Genomic DNA, 18437 nt, shown 5'->3' with positions numbered 1-18437 from the left:
ATTTGGTCATAAGAAAACCCCCGAAATCCGTGTCCGAATTTCGAGGGTCACTACAATCTCTTTAAAAATTGGAATAGCTTCGTTTATATCCAGGTTAAGAACATCAACAATCGAAAGATCATGCCATTTAACTTTTTGAATTTTTTGATTATATCTATCTCCATGACAAGTAGGACAGGTTTGCTGCATATCAGGCAAAAACTGAATATCTAAAGTAACGATTCCTGTACCACCACAAGTTGGACAAGCTCCTTCTTTATTATTATAAGAAAAGTAACTGGGAGTATAGTGCTTTTCTTTAGCCAAAGGTTGCTGAGCAAAGAGCTTACGCAAATTATCCATAATTAAAGTATAAGTTGCGACTGTTGAACGCGTACTCTTTCCAATTGGAGAAGCATCAACACTTACAACATGATGTATAGGAGAATTAAACTCTTTAACTTGCTTTGGTAAAGGCTGACCCTTATCTTGAGCCTTAATTGCTGGAACAATAGAATCTAAAATCAAACTAGTTTTTCCTGCCCCTGAAAAGCCAGTTACAGCACTAATTTGATTTACAGGAATTCCTGCTTTAATATCATGTAAATTAAAATAGTGATCTACTTCGAAAGTAACTTGCTCAGAATTAACTTTATCGATAACTTTACGAGCCATTAAATCAGCTTTGCCATCTAAATAAGGTGCAATTAAAGATTGAGGATCTTTTTCAATTTCTAAAGGAGTGCCTTGATCCAAAATTTCTCCTCCAGCTTCACCGGAACTAGGACCGATTTCAATAATTTCATCAGCCGCTTTTATAATATCAACATTATGATCAACGACCACAAGGGAATTACCTTGTGCAACTAAATTCCGTAATACTTTAATTAATCCATCAACATTAGCGGGATGTAATCCAATTGAAGGTTCATCTAAAACGTATAAAACTCCGGTAGTTTCTGTACGTAAAGTTCTAGCAAGTTGAATTCTCTGTAATTCACCAGTAGACAGGGTATTACCAGCTCGAGCCATGGTTAAATAGTCTAATCCCAAATCAAGTAGTGGCTGCAAATTATTAATAAATTCATTGAGTAAGGCTTTAGCCATGGGATGCATATTTTCTGGTAGACTGGCCAGAACCTCTTTACTCCATTTAGGCAAATCGCCTAATTGCATATGTTGAACTTGATCAATATTTTTTCCATTAACTAACTGATTAAGTAATTCTGGACGAAGACGCGTTCCATGACAAACGGGACAAGTTGAATAAGTGAAAAATTCTGCAAGACGTTTCTGTGCTCGTTCACTTTTACTACTTTCAGCTGATTTTAAAACGGCTTGATGCGCATTTTCATATAAGGCATTAAAATTATGAAAAACGCGACCTGTTCCTGATAATAAATCCATCTTATACTTCTTTTCAGGGCCATTTAAAACAAAGTCTTTCTCTTTCTCAGTTAAATCCTTATAGGGAATGTCAATTCTAACACCTGCATGTTCAGCTACATTTGGCATAAAGTTCCTTCCAGGTAAGTTCCAAGAAGCTACCGCACCGTCTCTAATCGAAAGATTGGGATCTGCAATTAATTTACTTTCGTCTAATTGGCGGACCTTACCAGTTCCACCGCAACGCTCACAAGCTCCATCAGAATTAAAAGAAAAATCTTCCGCACTTGGAACGTGAAACTTTACACCACAAGTTGGACAAGTAACCTGCCCCATCTCATCTCCGGACTTAGACATTGCTTCTGCAATATCTAAACTTGGGGCAACTCGGTGTCCATTCGGACAAACGGGTGAACCTAATCTTGAGAAAATAAGCCGTAAAACATTATATGTTTCAGTGGTTGTACCAACTGTAGCTCGTTCATTAGGAACACTTGGTCGCTGGCGGAGAGCTAAGGCAGATGGAATATGTTTTACACTCGTTACATCCGCTTGAGCACCTTGCTTAATCCGTCGACGCATATAGGTAGATAGAGCATCTAAGTAGCGCCGTGACCCTTCTTCATATAAAATTCCCATTGCTAGGGATGACTTTCCTGACCCCGAAAGTCCTGAAATAGCCACAAACTTATGAAGTGGGATATCTACATTAATATTCTTCAAGTTATGAACACGTCCACCACGAACTTCAATCTTTTTTGGGACTGCCATTTTATTTCCTTCTTTATCATTTCTATAATTGAGATAATTTATACCTATATATTATAGGAAACTTTTTACTCAGTTGTTAAATTATCGTTTTTAACACATATTTATGTGGAGTTTTCTCTATTACAGTTTATAGCTATTGTTTACTGCTCCTTACCCGATCTTTCTAAAGTGGAAAAAAGTTATAAAAAGTTATAAAATTAAATAAAAGTTATAAAAAGTTATAAAAAGTTATAAAAAGAGGTGTAACTAAATGGAAAATCCTTTTAATCCTAGTTTTGGAAAAATGCCCAGTGTTTTCTTAAATCGTGATTCATTAACTCAACGTACAGTTACTGAATTGAACCGAGTGGGATCGCCTTTTCAAACATCCCTTCTTTACGGGCAACGTGGTTCGGGAAAAACTACATTGATGACAGAAGTTTCTAATTTAATAAGTAAAGATAAAAATTGGTTAGTAATCAATTTAGTTCTAGATGATGATCTCTTAATCTCCCTAATAAATCAATTACAACGACATCTTCTTAACTTGAAGATTATAAAAAATATCGACCTAAAGATGAACTTCTTTGGACTAGATATGAGTGCTAGTTTCCATCAACAGGCTGAATCTAATTTTCAATTATTATTCCAAAATGCCTTAGAGAAACTAACAAAAAAAGGGTTTCATGTTTTAATTAACATTGACGAAGTACATTTAACACCATTATTAAAAAAATTTGCTAGTTGTTATCAAATTATGATTCGAAACAATCTTAATGTTTCTTTACTTATGGCAGGTTTACCAGAAAATGTTTCAGAAATCCAAAATGATGATGTTCTTACCTTTTTATTGCGTGCCAATCGAATTGTTTTGAATCCTTTAGACATTGAAAGTATAAAAAATAGTTATCAGCACATTTTTAGTAAAGCTGGCTATACGTTTTCTACTGAAGCTCTTTTATATATGACTAAACAAACTCAAGGATTTGCTTATGCTTTTCAATTATTAGGCTATCATTTGTGGGAAGAAATTATTCATTCCTCCAATAAGACGATCTCTATATCTGATATAAACAACATCTTAGACACCTATATTAGTGAATTAAATAGAAATGTTTACTTCAAAGTTTATAGTGACATGTCTGAACGTGAAAAAGAATTTGTACAAGCTATGGTTAAATCCAAGCAACACAAAGTTAAAAGCCAGGTTATTGGTAATCTTATGAAAAAAGGACCTAATTACATTGCTGTATATCGCCGAAAATTAATTGATGACCAAATTATTAAACCAAATGGTTACGGCTATGTTAGCTTTTTATTACCCTACTTCGATAAATTCGTTGAACAAGAGATGATTTTAGATGGATTTTAAAATTCATCTAGAACTTTTTAGTTTCTCTCTTTCTTATCTCTAGTGATTTAATTAAATATAAATAAAATGAGTAATAATTTCCCTACAGTGTATATAGAAAATTATTGCTCATTTTATATCTAAGATTTCTTTTAGTGCCTTATATACTTCAGGCGCAAAAGATAAAATCCTATCAACATTAATGTACTTATGCAAAACAATTCTAGAATCCCATAAAAAGTATAATGAAGTATAATGCGGCTTTAAAATGCACAGTGAAAATCCATTTGATGCCGAATTCGGCAGAATTCCAGAACTATATATTGATTTTAATAATGATGCTGTCAAATATGCTAAAAGAGCACACCGTTACAAAAAACATCCCACTTACTCACTTTTTATTACTGGTGTTCATGGTTCAGGTAAAACAGTTTTTATGAACAAAGTTGGCAAAGAACTTAATAAATATGATGATACAATCGTGGTAACTCTTCATCATACTGAAGATTTATTCCGTATAATGTACATTAAGCTAGCCCCAATGCTTAACAAATTAAAAAAGTGGTCTTCATCTGTTTCAATTAGCTTACCATTCGTTTCTATAAATTTTGCTGAGGTAAATGAAAAACATGATGAAATCTACTATAAAACTGAAATCACCAAAATTTTAAAATTATTGAAACAAGCTAACATGCGAGTCGTATTTTGTATTGATGAAGTTTCTAATACACCAGCAATTCAAAAATTAGATGAAGAATTTAATAATTGGAGCTTAAGTGAACTTCAAGTTTCTGTTATCATGACTGGATTGTTGAAGGAAGTGGCGGAACTTTCTAGTTCGCATAATTTAACTTTTTTAGTACGCGCTGATAGGTTTCACATTAATAAATTGCAAAAATTATCAATTGCTCAAGCGTATATTAAAGTATTTGACATTACAAGTGACCAAGCTGAAGAAATGGCCGAGATGACACAAGGCTATGCTTATGCTTTTTAATTAATTGGGGATTCGATGTATGAAGAGCTATCTACTGGTAAAAATTTTGAAGAATCCTGGAATTATACTAAGTTAGCTTTTAAAGATACGCTTTTCAATCAAGCGTATGATGTCATCTCACATGAATTAACAGAAGTTGATTTTCAATTTCTCTACGAGATGTCAAAAATAATAATATTAGTGCAATTATCGAAGAAATGGGTAAAAGCAAGCAATACGTAAATATGTATCGTACTAAGCTAATTAAATATGATTTAATCAAAACAATCATTCGCGGTAAATTAGGATTCACCCTACCTTTATTTATCCAAGCAAAATATGATGAATTAAATTGGGGATAAAAAAACTGAAAGGAAAAAATATCAACCTTAGACGCTAGTACCTTAATCCATTAAAGCTAGTTCCACTTAAAGTTTCCGATCGTCCTTCTGATCAGATGCCATCTTCGGAATCAGATAACCAACAGCCAAATCAGCCAGTAACTTCTAATTCTAGTGAAGGACAAAATCAAGAGACTTCCGGTAAACAAACTTGGAACCAGGCTAAAGCAAATGTCTTTATTGACATTTCAAATAACGATGAATTAGTGACTGCCACTCGAGAAGCAATGAATAGTTGGAATAAAACTGGTGCGTTTACTTTTAAAGAAACCACCAATAAAAATGAGGCTAACATTGTAGTACAACAAGTTGAAGATAATACAACAAGTGCTGCCGGTGTTACAACCACAAGCTATAATCCATTAACTAACCACTTATTAAAGGCACAAGTTAAGCTAAATACTTATTACTTACAAAATGAAAATTATGATTATAGCTATCAAAGAGTTGTAAATACAGCTGAACATGAATTAGGTCATGTAATTGGCTTACAACATACTAATACAGCTTCTATAATGTATCCGGCAGGATCCTATTTTCTATTCAAGGGGCAAGATATTAATGCCGCTAGAGATTTATACAAATCCGCATATGCGGCATAAAAAGAGTTTCGTAAACAAGTCTTAATTTGATTTAAAACATAACTCTTTAGAAAGTAAAAGCACTGATATATCAACGTTTGATATTGATATAGTCCTACTTTAGTAGACAGTACAAATATATAAAGTACTATCTATGAAAGTAGGACTTTTTATATGTCTAGAAAAAGTAGATTTAGCTTTGAAGTGAAGCTTAAAGCAGTTAAGCAATATTTAAACGGTGAAAGAAACTATCCCTCCATTGCAAATGCTTTAGATGTTCCAGATAGCACAATACGTATGTGGGTTAAAGCATATCAAGTGGATGGTGAGGACGCATTAAAATCTCATAAACGTAATAAAAGGTATTCAAAAGAATTTAAGCTTGAGTGCGCTGCTGCTTATTTAGCAGGTGAAGGTTCCTATTTAGATCTGGCAAATAAATTTGGTCTAAGAAGTACTTGTCAACTAAGACAATGGGTTATCAAGTATAATAGTCATCGAGAATTGAAGGATCACGATCCTATCCCGGAGGCTTATATGACTAGTAGAAGAAAAACAACCCTAGAAGAACGGCAAAGTATTGTTAAATACTGCAAGAAACATAATTGGAATTATAAAGAGACGGCAATCAAGTATGGCTGTAGTTATGCACAGGTATATAACTGGTGCAAGAAGTATCAAGCTCAAGGATCTAAAGGACTTAAAGACAAACGAGGTCATCGTTTAAAAGAATCTGACCTAACTGAAACAGAAAGGCTTAAGCGTGAAGTTGAACACCTTAGAGTGCAGAATCAAATCAAAGATAGAGAAATAGCTTTCTTAAAAAAAGTGAAGGATTTAGAGAGGACGTGGTTATTGGACAACCAAAGCAAAGGCAAATAGCACTTAAACACAGTCAAAAACAAACTCTTTATGAATTAATCAAGCAGTGCCATCAAGAATACAAATGGCCTATTGATTGGATGTGCAAACAAGTTAATATTGCTAGATCAGCTTATTACAAGTGGTTGAAGCATACGCCAAGCAAACGTGAATTAAGAGATCAAATGATTCTTGAGCGTATTAAATCAATCGCTAAGAGTAATAATAGTCTTTTTGGTTCACCTAAGATGACATTAGCCTTAAACAAAGAACTTGAAGAAGACGAGCCTAAAATTTATCGTCGTACTGTTGCACGGTTAATGTGCGTTAACTATATCTACACAAGCAAAGCTAGATTTAATAAGAAATATCGCTACAAAGCATCTAGACCTGAGGAAACGTCTGCTAATGTGTTAAATCGTAATTTTAATGCTTCTAAGCCTAATGAAAAATGGTGTACTGATATTACTGAGGAAAAGATCCCTGGTACAGGTCAAAAGATCTACCTTTGCACTATTTTTGATCTTTATGATAGATATCCGGTTGGTTATGCTCTAAGCCAGCGTAATGATACTGCATTAGTTAATGCGGCACTAAGAGCTGCTTGGAAAAAAGAACCTGATAGTCATGCAATGCTTCATAGTGATCGTGGTTTTCAGTTTACTCGTGCTCCATTTACAAACGAATTAACAGAGCATGGTATGTCACAATCAATGTCTAGGGTTGGCCGCTGTATTGACAATGGTCCGATGGAGGGGTGGCAAGGAATAATCAAAGAAATGAGAATAGTCTTATATCCAGAGATAAATAGTTATGAAGAAATGAAGCAGGCTTTTGATAAAACTATTGATTATTATATCAACTATGATCCACAAGAAAGATTTGAAGGTAAAACTGCAGGAGAAGTACGAGCAGAATCAAAACGTAATCCAAGTAAAGTGAAAGAGTATAAAATCAAACAGGATAAGCGTTACAAAGATTATTGGGAAGAAATAGAAGCAAAGAAAAACCAGCCTGCATAAACAGGTTGGTTTATCAATTCATTTTATATATTTTAACTGTCTACTTGACACGGTACGGATCAGTTTATTTAACGCTGATTATCAGTGTTTTATTTTGAAGTTTTTTTCCTAGATACTTTATTATTTTTGACACTTGAAAAACCAGCGTGTTGCCTTTTTATCTTTCATTTCTAAACTAAAGTCAGATCCTACTTCAATTGAGTTAAAGCCCGCATGTTTCAATAACTGTTTAATGGTATCTAAATCATATGCTCTTTCATAGTGAGTTTCAGATAAACGATCATATTCACCATTAGGTAAACGATTAAAGAATGTTAAATCATGGATCACCCCATGTTCGACATCATCATTGGCATAACTCTGCCACATAAATGCTCGACGGTGATCATCATCTTGATAATTGTACATATAGCCTGGATAAATGTCGTCAGTTTGATGAGGTGTAATTACATCGAAAAGAAATACACCATCAGCTTTTAAATGATTGGCGATCTCAGAAAACACTTGAAACAAGTCAGCTTCGTCATCAAGATAACAGAAAGAGTCCGCATAGCAAGTAATTACATCAAATTTTTCAAGGTCTGCTAAATCTCGCATATCAGCTTGAATCAACTGTAAAGAAACATTGTTTTCAGTACTATGTTGATCTGCTAAACTAAGCATTTCATCTGAAAAGTCAGCTACCGTGACATTTATACCATCTTTAGCAAGTAAAACAGCTAATCGTCCACTACCACCAGCTAAGTCGAGTAGCTTACAATTCTTTTTATTAATATTAGCTAAGGTGAATTTCTCCCAGCTCTTGTACATATCTGAATCAAACAACTGATCATATAATTGGGCAAAAGTTTGATAAATCATTTTTATTAATCCCATCTATTTAAATTATTATTCTCTTAATATTAACCCAATTATTAAAGATATTAAAACTATTTCTTATTTCTCATATCCCAACATGTCCAGCCCATTAATAAAATAATCAACATAATGATCGCATAAGCGAAAACTACTGCATCTCTTTTTGGCATCATATTAAAGAAAACAAAAGTAGCTGGTAAATTACACAAATTCAAGAAAATCAAAATAATTGAACTGACCCATCCTAGAATTGACCAAATCTTTCTATTCTTAAACTGTCCCATCATTCTCCTATCATCTGTCATAATCAAAAGTGGCACAATTGAAGATAGTACTGCAAATGCTAGAAAAACTTGAGAATTTTCCAAAAGCATATTCAGGGCAAAATGTTGCTGAGAAATTGAATCTTTTGCTGTCATCAGTACACACATAATAACTAGAATCACAGATAATAATCTAGTAAATAATCGTCTTGCCCATAGTGGCATCTTTAAGTGAATAAAGCCTTCCATTACTACCTTTCCAGTGAGAGCTCCAGTAATTGTTGAATTTTGATCAGAAGCAAGAAGTGCAACTGCAAATAAGACTGATAAAATTCCTGTCTTAGCTACTGAGATCGAAATTGGATTGCTTAACATAGTCGTATTGCTTAGAGCATCATACAAACCAAAGAATGAACTATCTTTGACTGCACCACTTTTAAAAACAGCAGCTCCCATAATTAATAAAAGTACATTAACAAAAAAGGCAATAATTAATTAAATATTTAAATCCCACGTAGTAAAACGGACTGCATTTTGAACATCTGTCAGATCATCATGGTTAATTTTTCTAGTTCGGCAAATAGATGAATGCAAATAAAAATTATGGGGCATCACAGTGGCACCAATTATTCCCAAACTTCCTGTTAAAGGTGATAATCCATTAACTACGGGATGCTGAGCTACTAATTCTGGAGATGGCAATGCAGACAAAAAATATTTTTTCAGCTAGGATTAGCTAACATGACTTGATAAGTAAAAACCAGTAGTATCACCATAATCAAGCAGGATACCAGGGCTTCTATTTTTCTAAATCCCACTTTTGACAATAACAATAAGAGTAATACATCAAAGACAGTGATAAAAGTTGCAATAACTAGGGGAATCTTAAATAAAAGATTTAAAGCAATTGCCGCTCCAATAACTTCCGCTACATCAGTTGCCATAATTGCTAGTTCAATTATAATCCAAAGGATAAAACTTAATCTTTTACTAGTACGTGCACGAATGGCTTGTGCTAGATCCATTTGAGTAACGATTCCTAGTTTTGCGGCCATATATTGTAAAAGCATAGCCATTAAACTAGAAATTAAAATAGTAGAAATCAAAAGATAATTAAAACTCTGACCACCATTAATTGAAGCTGCCCAGTTTCCTGGATCCATGTATCCAACAGCAACTAATGCACCAGGACCAGTATATGCTAAAAGCATCCTGAAGAAATTACGAGTTCTCGGAACTGGAATAGTACTATTAATTTCTACTAAAGATTTACCATTTGCGTATGAAATAAAACTATGATCTTCCATCTTTACCCCTATCCATGAATTCCAAGGGTCATCCGGGCCACTCTAGACATCATACTTGGATTCCATTGCGGATACCAAACGAGTTTAATTTGGCACTCATCAACTTCATCAACACTTTTGGCAGCTTTAGTAATTTCGTGATCTAACCACTCACTTAGAGGACATCCCATAATCGTTAAAGTCATCGTAATCTGACATTTTGTCTCGCTTACTTCAATACCATAAATTAATCCTAAATCAACGATGTTAACCTGAAGTTCTGGATCAATTACTTTTTTTAAGGCTTGGTAAACTTCCCTTTCGGTATTAGATAATTTCTCTATTTCTAGCACTATCCAATTGCTCCTTCCATTTGGAAGCTAATCAAGCGATTAAGTTCGACTGCATATTCCATTGGTAATTGCTTAGTAAAGGGTTCAACAAAGCCCATAATAATCATTTCAGTTGCTTTTCTTTCTGGGATGCCACGACTTTCTAAATAATACAGCTGGTCTTCAGAAATTTTAGAAACTGTGGCTTCATGTTCCATCGCTACATTTGAATTTTCAATAGCATTAGTTGGGATCGTATCAGAAGAAGACATATCATCCATAATAATCGTGTCACATTCCACGTGTGCCTTTGAGCCATCTGATTTTTTAGAAAACTTAACACTACCGCGATAATCTGTTGACCCACCACCCTTGGCAATTGACTTAGACACAATTGAGCTAGAAGTATTAGGAGCATTATGAAACATTCCAGCTCCAGAATCTTGGTGAATACCGTGGTGTGCAACTGCAATTGAAAGCATAGTACCGCGAGCACCTTCACCATTTAAATAGACACTTGGATATTTCATGGTAACTTTCGCACCTAAATTACCGTCTACCCATTCCATTGTTGCATGCTTTCCAGCAACTGCACGCTTTGTTTCTAGACTATAGACGTTATCAGACCAGTTTTGAATGGTAGTATAACGACAATATGCATTATCTAAGACATTTACTTCAACAACTGCCGCATGTAAAGAATCTGAAGAGTATTGCGGAGCAGTACATCCTTCAACATAATCAAGATGCGCGTCCTCATCAACAATGATCAAAGTTCTTTCAAATTGTCCTGAATTTTCTGCATTTAATCTAAAATATGCCTGAACTGGTGTTGGAACTTGTACTCCTTTTGGCACATAAATAAAAGTTCCTCCTGACCAAACAGCACAGTTTAAGGCAGAAAATTTATTTGAATCAATTGGAACTAACTTACCAAAGTATTTTTTGAACAAATCAGGATACTCCTGCAAAGCTGTATCCGTATCAGTGAAGATGATCCCTAGTTTATCAAATTGTTCTTTCATTTTATGATAAACCATTTCCGATTCATATTGGGCAGCCGAACCCGCTAAGTATTTTCGCTCTGCTTGCGGTACACCAAGTCGCTCAAAAGTATCCTTAATATCTTGTGGTACATCCTTCCAATCACGATATTTCTTATCGGTCATTTTTTGATAATAAAGCATATTATCTAGATCAAGCCCTGAAAGATCAGGACCAAAATCTGGTATTGGCATTTTTTCATAAATATGAAAAGCTTTTAAACGATAATCTAGCATCCATTTAGGTTCATGTTTTTCTGCTGAAATTTGTCGAACTACTTCTTCTGTTAAGCCACGACCAGTTGAAAATTTCGGTTCTACATTATCGTGAAAGCCGAACTGATAATCTTCGTCTTTAACTATATCCTCTGCTTTAGTCATTTTCTTCTTCCTTTTCTTTACCAAGTAATGCTCGATCTAGTCCCCACCATGCTAAAGTAGCACATTTGATTCGGGCCGGAAATTGCATAATATTTACTAATACTTGAGCATCTCCTAATTGTTCTAATTTTAAAGTGTCGCTTTTCTTGTCGGCTGCTAAGTTTGAAAATAGGTGTGAAAGCTCAATTGCCTCTTTGATACTTTTTCCTTTTACCAAGTCTGTCATCATACTAGCAGACGCTTTACTGATTGTGCACCCTTCGCCGTTAAAAGCAATTTTTTTAATTTTATTATTTTCAATCAAAATTGTCAGATGAATTTTATCACCGCAACTTGGATTATATACAGTAGTTTCATGACTAAAGTCAGTTAGTTGTCCATAATTTCGCGGCATTTGAGCATGATCTAAAATTACAGCTTTATATAAACTTCTTAATTTATCTAAACTCACTGAAAAACTCCTTTGCTTCATGGAGAGAACTTACTAATTTATCAATATCATCTTTAGTATTATAAATAGATAAACTAGCTCGAACAGTTGACTCCGTATTAAGGCTAGCCATTAGCGGCTGAGCACAATGATGGCCAGCACGAACTTCAATTCCGTTTAAATCTAGTGCAGTCGCTAAGTCATGGGGATGAATATTCTTTAAATTAAAAGATATTACTCCAATGCGACCATTACTTTTTTGTGGACCATAGATTGTTAATCCTGAAACATTTTTAAGCTTTTCTAAGGCATAACTTGTCAATTCCTGTTCATGTTTTTGAATAAGCTCAAAGTCTAGAGACTGCAGATAATCAATTGCTGCTCCAAGTCCAATGGCACCAGCAATATTTGGTGTACCAGCTTCAAATTTATATGGTACTTCTGCCCATGTTGCTCCTTCTCTAGTTACATTAGCAATCATTTCACCACCCAAACGATAAGGCTGCATTTTATCTAAGAGATCTTTTTTCCCATATAAAACACCAATTCCTGTCGGAGCAAACATTTTATGGCCAGAAAAAGCATAGAAATCTACATTTAATTCAGCTACATCAATTGGAAAATGTCCAACTGCTTGTGCACCATCAACTACAACAATTGCTCCTTTTTCATGAGCTAGATCAGTAAGCTCCTTAATTGGATTAATTGTGCCCAAAACATTGCTTACATGCGTCAAGGCAACAATTTTAGTTTTTGAATTGATCTTACTTTTTAAATTTTTAATATCAAGTAAGCCATCTGAATTTATTTCAATAAAATTTAACTTAGCCTGTTTTCTTTTAGCAAGTTGCTGCCAAGGCAAAAGATTACTATGATGTTCCATAATTGAGACTAGGATCTCATCCCCTGCCTGAATATTTTGTTCACCGAAGCTAGCTGCAACTAAATTTAAACTATCAGTACATCCAGAAGTAAAAATAACTTCTTTAGCATTATTTGCGCCAATAAAATTAGCCACCTTTTGACGGCTTGATTCATATTGATTAGTAGCTCTTAAGCCTAATGCATGGACTCCGCGATGGACATTTGCACGTTCTTTTTCATTAAAATCTCTAACTTTTTCTTCAACAAACTTCGGTATTTGGCTAGTTGCAGCATTATCTAGATAAACAAGAGTTTCATCATTAATCTTTTGATTAAAAATTGGAAAATCCTGCTTTATTTTTTCAGTGTTTAATTTGGCCATCGATCAGTTTTCTCTCTAGAATATCAATCATTTTTCTGCGAACATCTTTATTTGGAATTGCATCTAAAACCGCACCTAAAAAGCCACGTATAACTAATCTTTGTGCCAGATCGTAAGGAATTCCTCGACTCATTAAATAGTTCATTTGGACTTTATCAACTGGACCAACACTAGCAGCATGAGCTGCAATAACGTCATTTTCATCAATTAAAAGTAATGGATTAGCATCCCCATGAGCTTCATCCGACATCATTAGGACTCTATTTTGTTGATCAGCTTTTGAGCCATGTGCACCATGCACAATTTGACCAATTCCATTGAAGATCAACCTGGAATTTTCTAGTAAGACCCCACGTTGATTAATTAATCCAGTTGAGTGCGGACCACGATTAGTTACGCGGTTATTTATGCCCACTCTTTGATCTCCTGTGGTAACTGCGATGGCCTTAGAATCCGCAAAGCTTCCTTCCCCAACTAACTCAGAATCAAGATCTCCCAGTGTATTGCAATCGTTCATAAAAGCAATTGCCCATTCAACATGGGCGTCTTTTTCAATTTTTGCTCGACGATTAAAGTAAAGCGTTGTGTCTTGGCTAAGTTCATCAAGTGAAGAGAATTCAATATGACTCCCAGGACGTGCTATAAGCTCCACCATTAAACTGGCTGAACTTGCTTTTTTATCCTTATCTTGAATTTCTTCTAAAAATTTTACTTTACTATTATTATCGGCAACGATTAAAAGGTGAGAAATATAGGTATCTTGAGTTGGGCTTAAAGAAATTGTAATCGGTTCGGTTAAGATAGTATCTTTAGGAATATAGAGGAAAAGTCCAGAATTTAAGTAGGCATAATGATAGGCAGTTAATTTATCTTCATTATGTTTAATTACTGACCCTAAAGTTGACTGCACAAGTTCGGGATATTTTTTACTTGCTGTAAAAATATCGGTTAAAATGATGCCTTTCTTTTCTAAAAGCTTCTGCTCCTCTTTTAAAGAAAAGTCAGCTTGATTAGACCAGGGAAAATCTTCTTTTTTAATTAAAGGCCAATCGTGATAAGAAAATCGCTGCATTTTAGGATAATCCAGTTCTTCTAGTCTTTCAAAGGATTTAATTCTTAAATCAGTTAACCATGAGGACTCATTATTTTTATGAGAAAAATTAAGCAAATTTTCTTTAGTTAGCATAAGCACTCCTAATTCTCATCAACTAATTTAATATCTAAGCCAAGTTCGTCACGTAAACCTGCATATCCCTCTTGTTCAAGCTTCTCAGCTAAATCAGGACCTCCATCTTTTACAACTCGTCCATCCATCATGACATGTACAATATCTGGGACGATGTAATCAAGCAAACGTTGATAGTGCGTTATCATTAAAGCACCAAAATTATCTCCTCGCATTGCATTAACTCCACGCGATACTACTCGTAATGCATCAATATCAAGGCCAGAATCAATTTCATCTAAAATTCCAAAACTTGGTTTAATCATTAGCATCTGTAAAATTTCATTACGTTTCTTTTCTCCACCTGAAAATCCTTCATTAAGATATCGTTCAGTCATGGCCTCATTCATATCTAACAAATCAAGATTCTTATCCAATTCATTCAAGAAAGTCATCACTGATATTGGATCATCTTTTGGTCGACGAGCATTAATTGCAGCACGTAAAAATTCTGCATTAGTTACACCAGGTACCTCTGCTGGATACTGCATTGCTAGAAATAGCCCCTTACGAGCTCGCTCATCTACGGGCATTTCAACAATGCTTTCATTATTTAACAGAATATCTCCTTGAGTAACATGGTAGCGGGGATTTCCCATAATTGTTTCAGATAAAGTAGATTTTCCTGTTCCATTAGGCCCCATAATTGCGTGGATTTCACCAGTTTTCAGACTTAAATTCACGCCTTTAAGGATCTTTTTTCTACTCTTCTTATCCTTATCCTCAACTTCAACATGTAAATCTTTAATTTCTAACGTAGCCATGTAAATCCTCACCTTTTATCATTCTATATTTAGTGTTATCAGCTCTAGCTAACATACAACATATAGATAATATTAATCCTATTAAAGCTATAATTTTAGTCTTGACTTTTGATTAGAAGTTCTTAGCCCTATTCTAATAACAAGTAAACTTTATTTATTTATCAAAAAAGCTCTGCTGAAAATCAGCAGAGCTAAATATTTAATCTTCTTCTAAAACGGAAGCTACTTTTTTAGTTTTAACAAAATGAACAACTAATCCAACTACTAACCCAACTAAGGCTGGTACGAGCCATGACAGTCCCATATTAGCTAATGGCAAATGATTTCTAAGAGAAGCAACAGCTAAACCAAATGAGCTTTGACTTACAACGCTTGGAAAAGCAACTACCATGTCACCTAAAGCAGGAACAACTGTAAAGAGGATTACAAAGAAGTAAACAACTCCATCTGTTTTAAATAATGGTGAAAAAACAGATAATAAGATTAATACCATTGATAATGGGTATAAGAACATCAACATTGGAGTTGACCAAGCGATGATTGTGTCTAATCCAAAGTTAGCTGCTAAGAATGATGCTAAACAACTAAGTGCCAACCAAGCATGGTAGCTGACTTGTGGGAAGTGCTTATGAAAGTCTTGCGCAAAAGCTGCAACTAATCCAACAGCAGTAGTTAAACAAGTAATAGTTAATAAGAAAGCAAGTAAGACTTGACCAAATACACCACCATAAACATTAACAATTTGGTTAAATGCAACACCACCGTTATCTGAAACTTTAAAACGACCTAAGGACATTGCACCCATTAAGATTAACAATAAATAGATAAAGCCGATAGCCAGAACTGCTAACAAACCAGATTTAGCAACTACTTTAGAAACGCTCTTAGCATCTTTTTGTCCCATACCACGAACAGCAGTAACAACTGTAATACCAAAGGCTAAACCTGCTAAAGCATCCATTGTGTTATAGCCTTCTAAGAATCCGTTAACTAATGCTCCATGCTTGTAAGCACTGGTGACAGCTGCAGTTTGTGGGTTACCCAAAGGACGAGCAAAGGCAACAACGAATACTAAAAATAATAGCGATAAAAATAGTGGGTTTAATACTTTACCAACGTTAGACAAGATGTTGTTTTGGTGGTAAGAAAATGCAAAGGCTGCTAAAAAGAATAAAGCAGAAAAGACTAATAAAGCTGTTCCTTGCATATTCTTAGGAAGAAATGGTGCCATTCCAACCGTAAATGAAACAGTGGCTGTTCTTGGGGTACCAAATAAAGGTCCAATTGTAGCATGGATTAACACCATAAATACAACTGCAAATCCTGCACCTAAAGGCTTTCCAATGTCATAAACCCCATCAGCGTGGGTAATTGCAACTGCTAACACTGATAATAAAGGCAGTAATACACCAGTGATTAAAAATCCAACAGCAGCTGTTCCCCAATTTGCTCCGGCAAGTTGGCCTAAATGTAATGGGAAAATTAGGTTACCAGCTCCAAAGAATAAACCAAATAGCAAGGAAGCAACTACTAGGTAATCCTTCCATGTTAATTTACGCGATGTATATTCTGTCATCATATTCTTTCCCTCCAGAAAATAAATATCTGAATACAAAAAAGTCCCTCAACCAAATTACTTTGATTGAGGGACGCTTCAGCGTGGTACCACCCTTTATTTATATTGCTATCACTAACAATACCTTTCACGTACGGCCAATTACTTGGCGATACGTTGGCACTATAATGGGTGCTCCCACTTCTTCTTACTCAAGATTAAGAATTAGAACTCGAAAGTGATTTTCATTTAATCTTAGAATTTATCTCCTCACACCTAACGAGACTCGCTATAAATTAAGACTAAACTACTCTTCTTTCTCTTTGTTTTCAGATTAATTAAATTTGTTAATAATTATTTTAATATAAGCATCATAAATGTCAACAATTTTTTATATTTTTTCTTGTTAAAAAATTAATTTTATTATCTAACTGTATTATCCCCTGATAAAGTACTCAAAATAAGACGAGATTTATCATTTTCGTTCCCTATTTGTGTAGCTGTACCGCGTTTTCCAAAAAGTGAATTATCTCCACTTAAAGTAGAGAGTTGATACTGCGCTACTTTAGTATTTTCAACCAAAGTATCACCAGAAGTAGTTGAAACCCTAAGTTCATCGCCTACTTCACTATTCTTCATCTTAAAATCTCCGCTTACTAACTCAGCTTTTCCCTGATTTACTACTACATCCGTACAATCAATATCCCCTGATGTAGTAGTTAATTTAGCATCTTCAACTTCTACCTTCTTCAAATCTAGATCTCCACTTACTGCAAACCCCATTAAAGCTTCTAATTTTAAGTTTTCTAAACTTGAATCTCCACTTATCGAGCTCGCATTTAACATGTGTAATTTATGATCTTCTGGAACAGTAATTACTAACTCTGCTCTGTCTTTATCTGTAACTATGTTTATTTCAATAATCCCTTTTTTCCAAAACTTACCTGGTTTACACTCTACTCTAGGTTCTTTAATTTCAAGCAAGTTTTCATTAAGGACTAGACTTGGCTTCTTATCGACTGGTCCCCGATAGTGAACTTCAAAATGATCTCCTGCTTTAATTTTTAGGTCTAGATCAATTAAATCGAGTTTCAAATTAGTAAAACTATCATTACTTAAGATTTCATTAACATATTCATTCTTCGTTTTCCCACTTGTATTGAAAAGCATTTTAGCCACCTCGTTTTATTATTCATTCATTATTCTTATTTGATTTTAATTTTACTATCATACAAATATTTTTCAATAACTTCTTACTAAGTGGCTAAAATTGATAACTAAGATGCAAAAAAGACAACCTAAACATAAAGTTTAAGTTGTCTTTTAAGATTCTACTTATCATTAACAATGATCAACGACTTAATTGCATCACGATTACTCATTGCTTCATACGCATCTTGAATATGATCTAAATCAAAACTCTTAGTAAATACCGTACCTGGATTAATTTTGCCATCAAGAACTGCTTGTAATAAAACTTCTTTATCAGGTTTAGTTACAGCAGCAATACCACCACGCAAACCTACATTCTTCCAGAATAATTGGTTTGACTTAGGTTCTGCATGTGGTACACCCACTCTACCAATCGTTTCCTTAACTTACACAGATAGTCTAAATTAAAAAAGTACTACATACAATTGCTAAAAAAACATGCTACTATTCATTTCACGTATGACACACTCGCAAGCAAAAGTGTCTGGGAAAAAACTAACTTTCAGATACCAAAAGACGATCAATCCAACTCTTA

General features: G+C 34.4%; 15 protein-coding genes, 3 pseudogenes and 1 other annotated feature. Of the genes and pseudogenes, 6 read left to right on the top strand and 12 right to left on the bottom strand.

Translation table 11 applies throughout. The features are described 5' to 3' along the window. Window positions 1-54: 54 nt before the first annotated feature. Window positions 55-2136, bottom strand: a pseudogene (locus tag CP370_RS07840) (excinuclease ABC subunit UvrA); the annotation flags it as partial. A gap of 250 nt (window positions 2137-2386) precedes the next feature. Between CP370_RS07840 and CP370_RS07835 the strand changes: the two are divergent. From CP370_RS07835 to CP370_RS07815, 6 genes are all read left to right on the top strand, one after another. Next, window positions 2387-3487, top strand: a complete 1101-nt coding sequence (locus tag CP370_RS07835) for an ATP-binding protein (protein WP_087712971.1) — start codon at window positions 2387-2389, stop codon at window positions 3485-3487. Between the two features lie 247 nt (window positions 3488-3734). Further along, window positions 3735-4463, top strand: a complete 729-nt coding sequence (locus CP370_RS07830) for a P-loop NTPase fold protein (RefSeq protein WP_232457384.1) — start codon at window positions 3735-3737, stop codon at window positions 4461-4463. Window positions 4464-4660: 197 nt separating this feature from the next. After that, on the top strand, window positions 4661-4804 hold the full coding sequence (locus CP370_RS10070) for a hypothetical protein (protein ID WP_233186314.1): 144 nt from the start codon (window positions 4661-4663) through the stop codon (window positions 4802-4804). Between the two features lie 95 nt (window positions 4805-4899). Further along, window positions 4900-5445, top strand: coding sequence for a M57 family metalloprotease (locus CP370_RS07825; RefSeq protein WP_087712970.1), 546 nt, complete (start codon window positions 4900-4902; stop codon window positions 5443-5445). Between the two features lie 153 nt (window positions 5446-5598). Beyond that, window positions 5599-6306, top strand: coding sequence for a helix-turn-helix domain-containing protein (locus CP370_RS07820; RefSeq protein WP_087712969.1), 708 nt, complete (start codon window positions 5599-5601; stop codon window positions 6304-6306). Continuing rightward, a complete protein-coding gene (locus CP370_RS07815; protein ID WP_087712968.1) occupies window positions 6273-7307 on the top strand; it encodes an IS3 family transposase in 1035 nt (344 codons plus the stop codon). The genes CP370_RS07820 and CP370_RS07815 overlap by 34 nt, the downstream gene beginning before the upstream one ends. Before the next feature lie 120 nt (window positions 7308-7427). Here the strand turns inward: CP370_RS07815 and CP370_RS07810 are convergent, their stop codons facing one another. The 11 genes and pseudogenes from CP370_RS07810 to CP370_RS07760 form a co-directional block, all read right to left on the bottom strand. After that, window positions 7428-8168, bottom strand: a complete 741-nt coding sequence (locus CP370_RS07810) for a class I SAM-dependent methyltransferase (RefSeq protein WP_087713452.1) — start codon at window positions 8166-8168, stop codon at window positions 7428-7430. A gap of 68 nt (window positions 8169-8236) precedes the next feature. Next, window positions 8237-9735 (bottom strand): annotated as a pseudogene (locus tag CP370_RS07805) (Nramp family divalent metal transporter). 8 nt (window positions 9736-9743) lie between these two features. Beyond that, window positions 9744-10067, bottom strand: a complete 324-nt coding sequence (locus CP370_RS07800) for a metal-sulfur cluster assembly factor (protein ID WP_053107403.1) — start codon at window positions 10065-10067, stop codon at window positions 9744-9746. Continuing rightward, window positions 10067-11470 (bottom strand): Fe-S cluster assembly protein SufB, encoded by a 1404-nt coding sequence (sufB, locus tag CP370_RS07795; RefSeq protein ID WP_014567504.1) that lies wholly within the window; start codon window positions 11468-11470, stop codon window positions 10067-10069. The genes CP370_RS07800 and sufB overlap by 1 nt, the downstream gene beginning before the upstream one ends. Then, entirely contained in the window at window positions 11463-11921 is a 459-nt protein-coding gene (gene sufU / locus CP370_RS07790) for a Fe-S cluster assembly sulfur transfer protein SufU (protein WP_011161980.1), read from the bottom strand. Before sufU ends, sufB begins: the two co-directional genes overlap by 8 nt. Then, the gene (locus tag CP370_RS07785; RefSeq protein ID WP_011161979.1) at window positions 11908-13146 is read right to left on the bottom strand and encodes an aminotransferase class V-fold PLP-dependent enzyme; all 1239 of its coding nucleotides are present in this window, start codon (window positions 13144-13146) and stop codon (window positions 11908-11910) included. The genes sufU and CP370_RS07785 overlap by 14 nt, the downstream gene beginning before the upstream one ends. Then, window positions 13127-14332: a Fe-S cluster assembly protein SufD gene (sufD, locus tag CP370_RS07780; protein ID WP_087713451.1), complete on the bottom strand. Its 1206-nt coding sequence runs from the start codon at window positions 14330-14332 to the stop codon at window positions 13127-13129. The genes CP370_RS07785 and sufD overlap by 20 nt, the downstream gene beginning before the upstream one ends. Before the next feature lie 8 nt (window positions 14333-14340). Further along, window positions 14341-15135, bottom strand: a complete 795-nt coding sequence (gene sufC, locus CP370_RS07775; RefSeq protein WP_087712967.1) for a Fe-S cluster assembly ATPase SufC — start codon at window positions 15133-15135, stop codon at window positions 14341-14343. Between the two features lie 199 nt (window positions 15136-15334). Beyond that, the gene (gene brnQ, locus CP370_RS07770; RefSeq protein ID WP_012846228.1) at window positions 15335-16714 is read right to left on the bottom strand and encodes a branched-chain amino acid transport system II carrier protein; all 1380 of its coding nucleotides are present in this window, start codon (window positions 16712-16714) and stop codon (window positions 15335-15337) included. Between the two features lie 63 nt (window positions 16715-16777). Continuing rightward, window positions 16778-17023: a binding site (T-box leader), on the bottom strand. 90 nt (window positions 17024-17113) lie between these two features. Next, window positions 17114-17860, bottom strand: a complete 747-nt coding sequence (locus CP370_RS07765; protein WP_087285061.1) for a DUF4097 family beta strand repeat-containing protein — start codon at window positions 17858-17860, stop codon at window positions 17114-17116. A gap of 161 nt (window positions 17861-18021) precedes the next feature. Next, a pseudogene (locus CP370_RS07760) lies at window positions 18022-18276 on the bottom strand (Zn-dependent alcohol dehydrogenase); the annotation flags it as partial. Window positions 18277-18437: the final 161 nt, after the last annotated feature.

It is taken from the genome of Lactobacillus sp. UMNPBX19 (assembly GCF_002553805.1).
GTDB lineage: Bacteria > Bacillota > Bacilli > Lactobacillales > Lactobacillaceae > Lactobacillus.
Note: the sequence above shows the minus strand (reverse complement) of the source record. Positions and strands in the feature narration are given on the sequence as shown.

Bases quoted from the DNA above. Each gene is read 5' to 3' on its own strand.
- CP370_RS07835 (WP_087712971.1), top strand. From the start codon at position 2,387: ATGGAAAATCCTTTTAATCCTAGTTTTGGAAAAATGCCCAGTGTTTTC.
- CP370_RS07830 (WP_232457384.1), top strand. From the start codon at position 3,735: ATGCACAGTGAAAATCCATTTGATGCCGAATTCGGCAGAATTCCAGAA.
- CP370_RS10070 (WP_233186314.1), top strand. From the start codon at position 4,661: ATGGGTAAAAGCAAGCAATACGTAAATATGTATCGTACTAAGCTAATT.
- CP370_RS07825 (WP_087712970.1), top strand. From the start codon at position 4,900: ATGCCATCTTCGGAATCAGATAACCAACAGCCAAATCAGCCAGTAACT.
- CP370_RS07820 (WP_087712969.1), top strand. From the start codon at position 5,599: ATGTCTAGAAAAAGTAGATTTAGCTTTGAAGTGAAGCTTAAAGCAGTT.
- CP370_RS07810 (WP_087713452.1), bottom strand. From the start codon at position 8,168: ATGATTTATCAAACTTTTGCCCAATTATATGATCAGTTGTTTGATTCA.
- sufB (WP_014567504.1), bottom strand. From the start codon at position 11,470: ATGACTAAAGCAGAGGATATAGTTAAAGACGAAGATTATCAGTTCGGC.
- CP370_RS07785 (WP_011161979.1), bottom strand. From the start codon at position 13,146: ATGGCCAAATTAAACACTGAAAAAATAAAGCAGGATTTTCCAATTTTT.
- sufD (WP_087713451.1), bottom strand. From the start codon at position 14,332: ATGCTAACTAAAGAAAATTTGCTTAATTTTTCTCATAAAAATAATGAG.
- sufC (WP_087712967.1), bottom strand. From the start codon at position 15,135: ATGGCTACGTTAGAAATTAAAGATTTACATGTTGAAGTTGAGGATAAG.
- brnQ (WP_012846228.1), bottom strand. From the start codon at position 16,714: ATGATGACAGAATATACATCGCGTAAATTAACATGGAAGGATTACCTA.
- CP370_RS07765 (WP_087285061.1), bottom strand. From the start codon at position 17,860: ATGCTTTTCAATACAAGTGGGAAAACGAAGAATGAATATGTTAATGAA.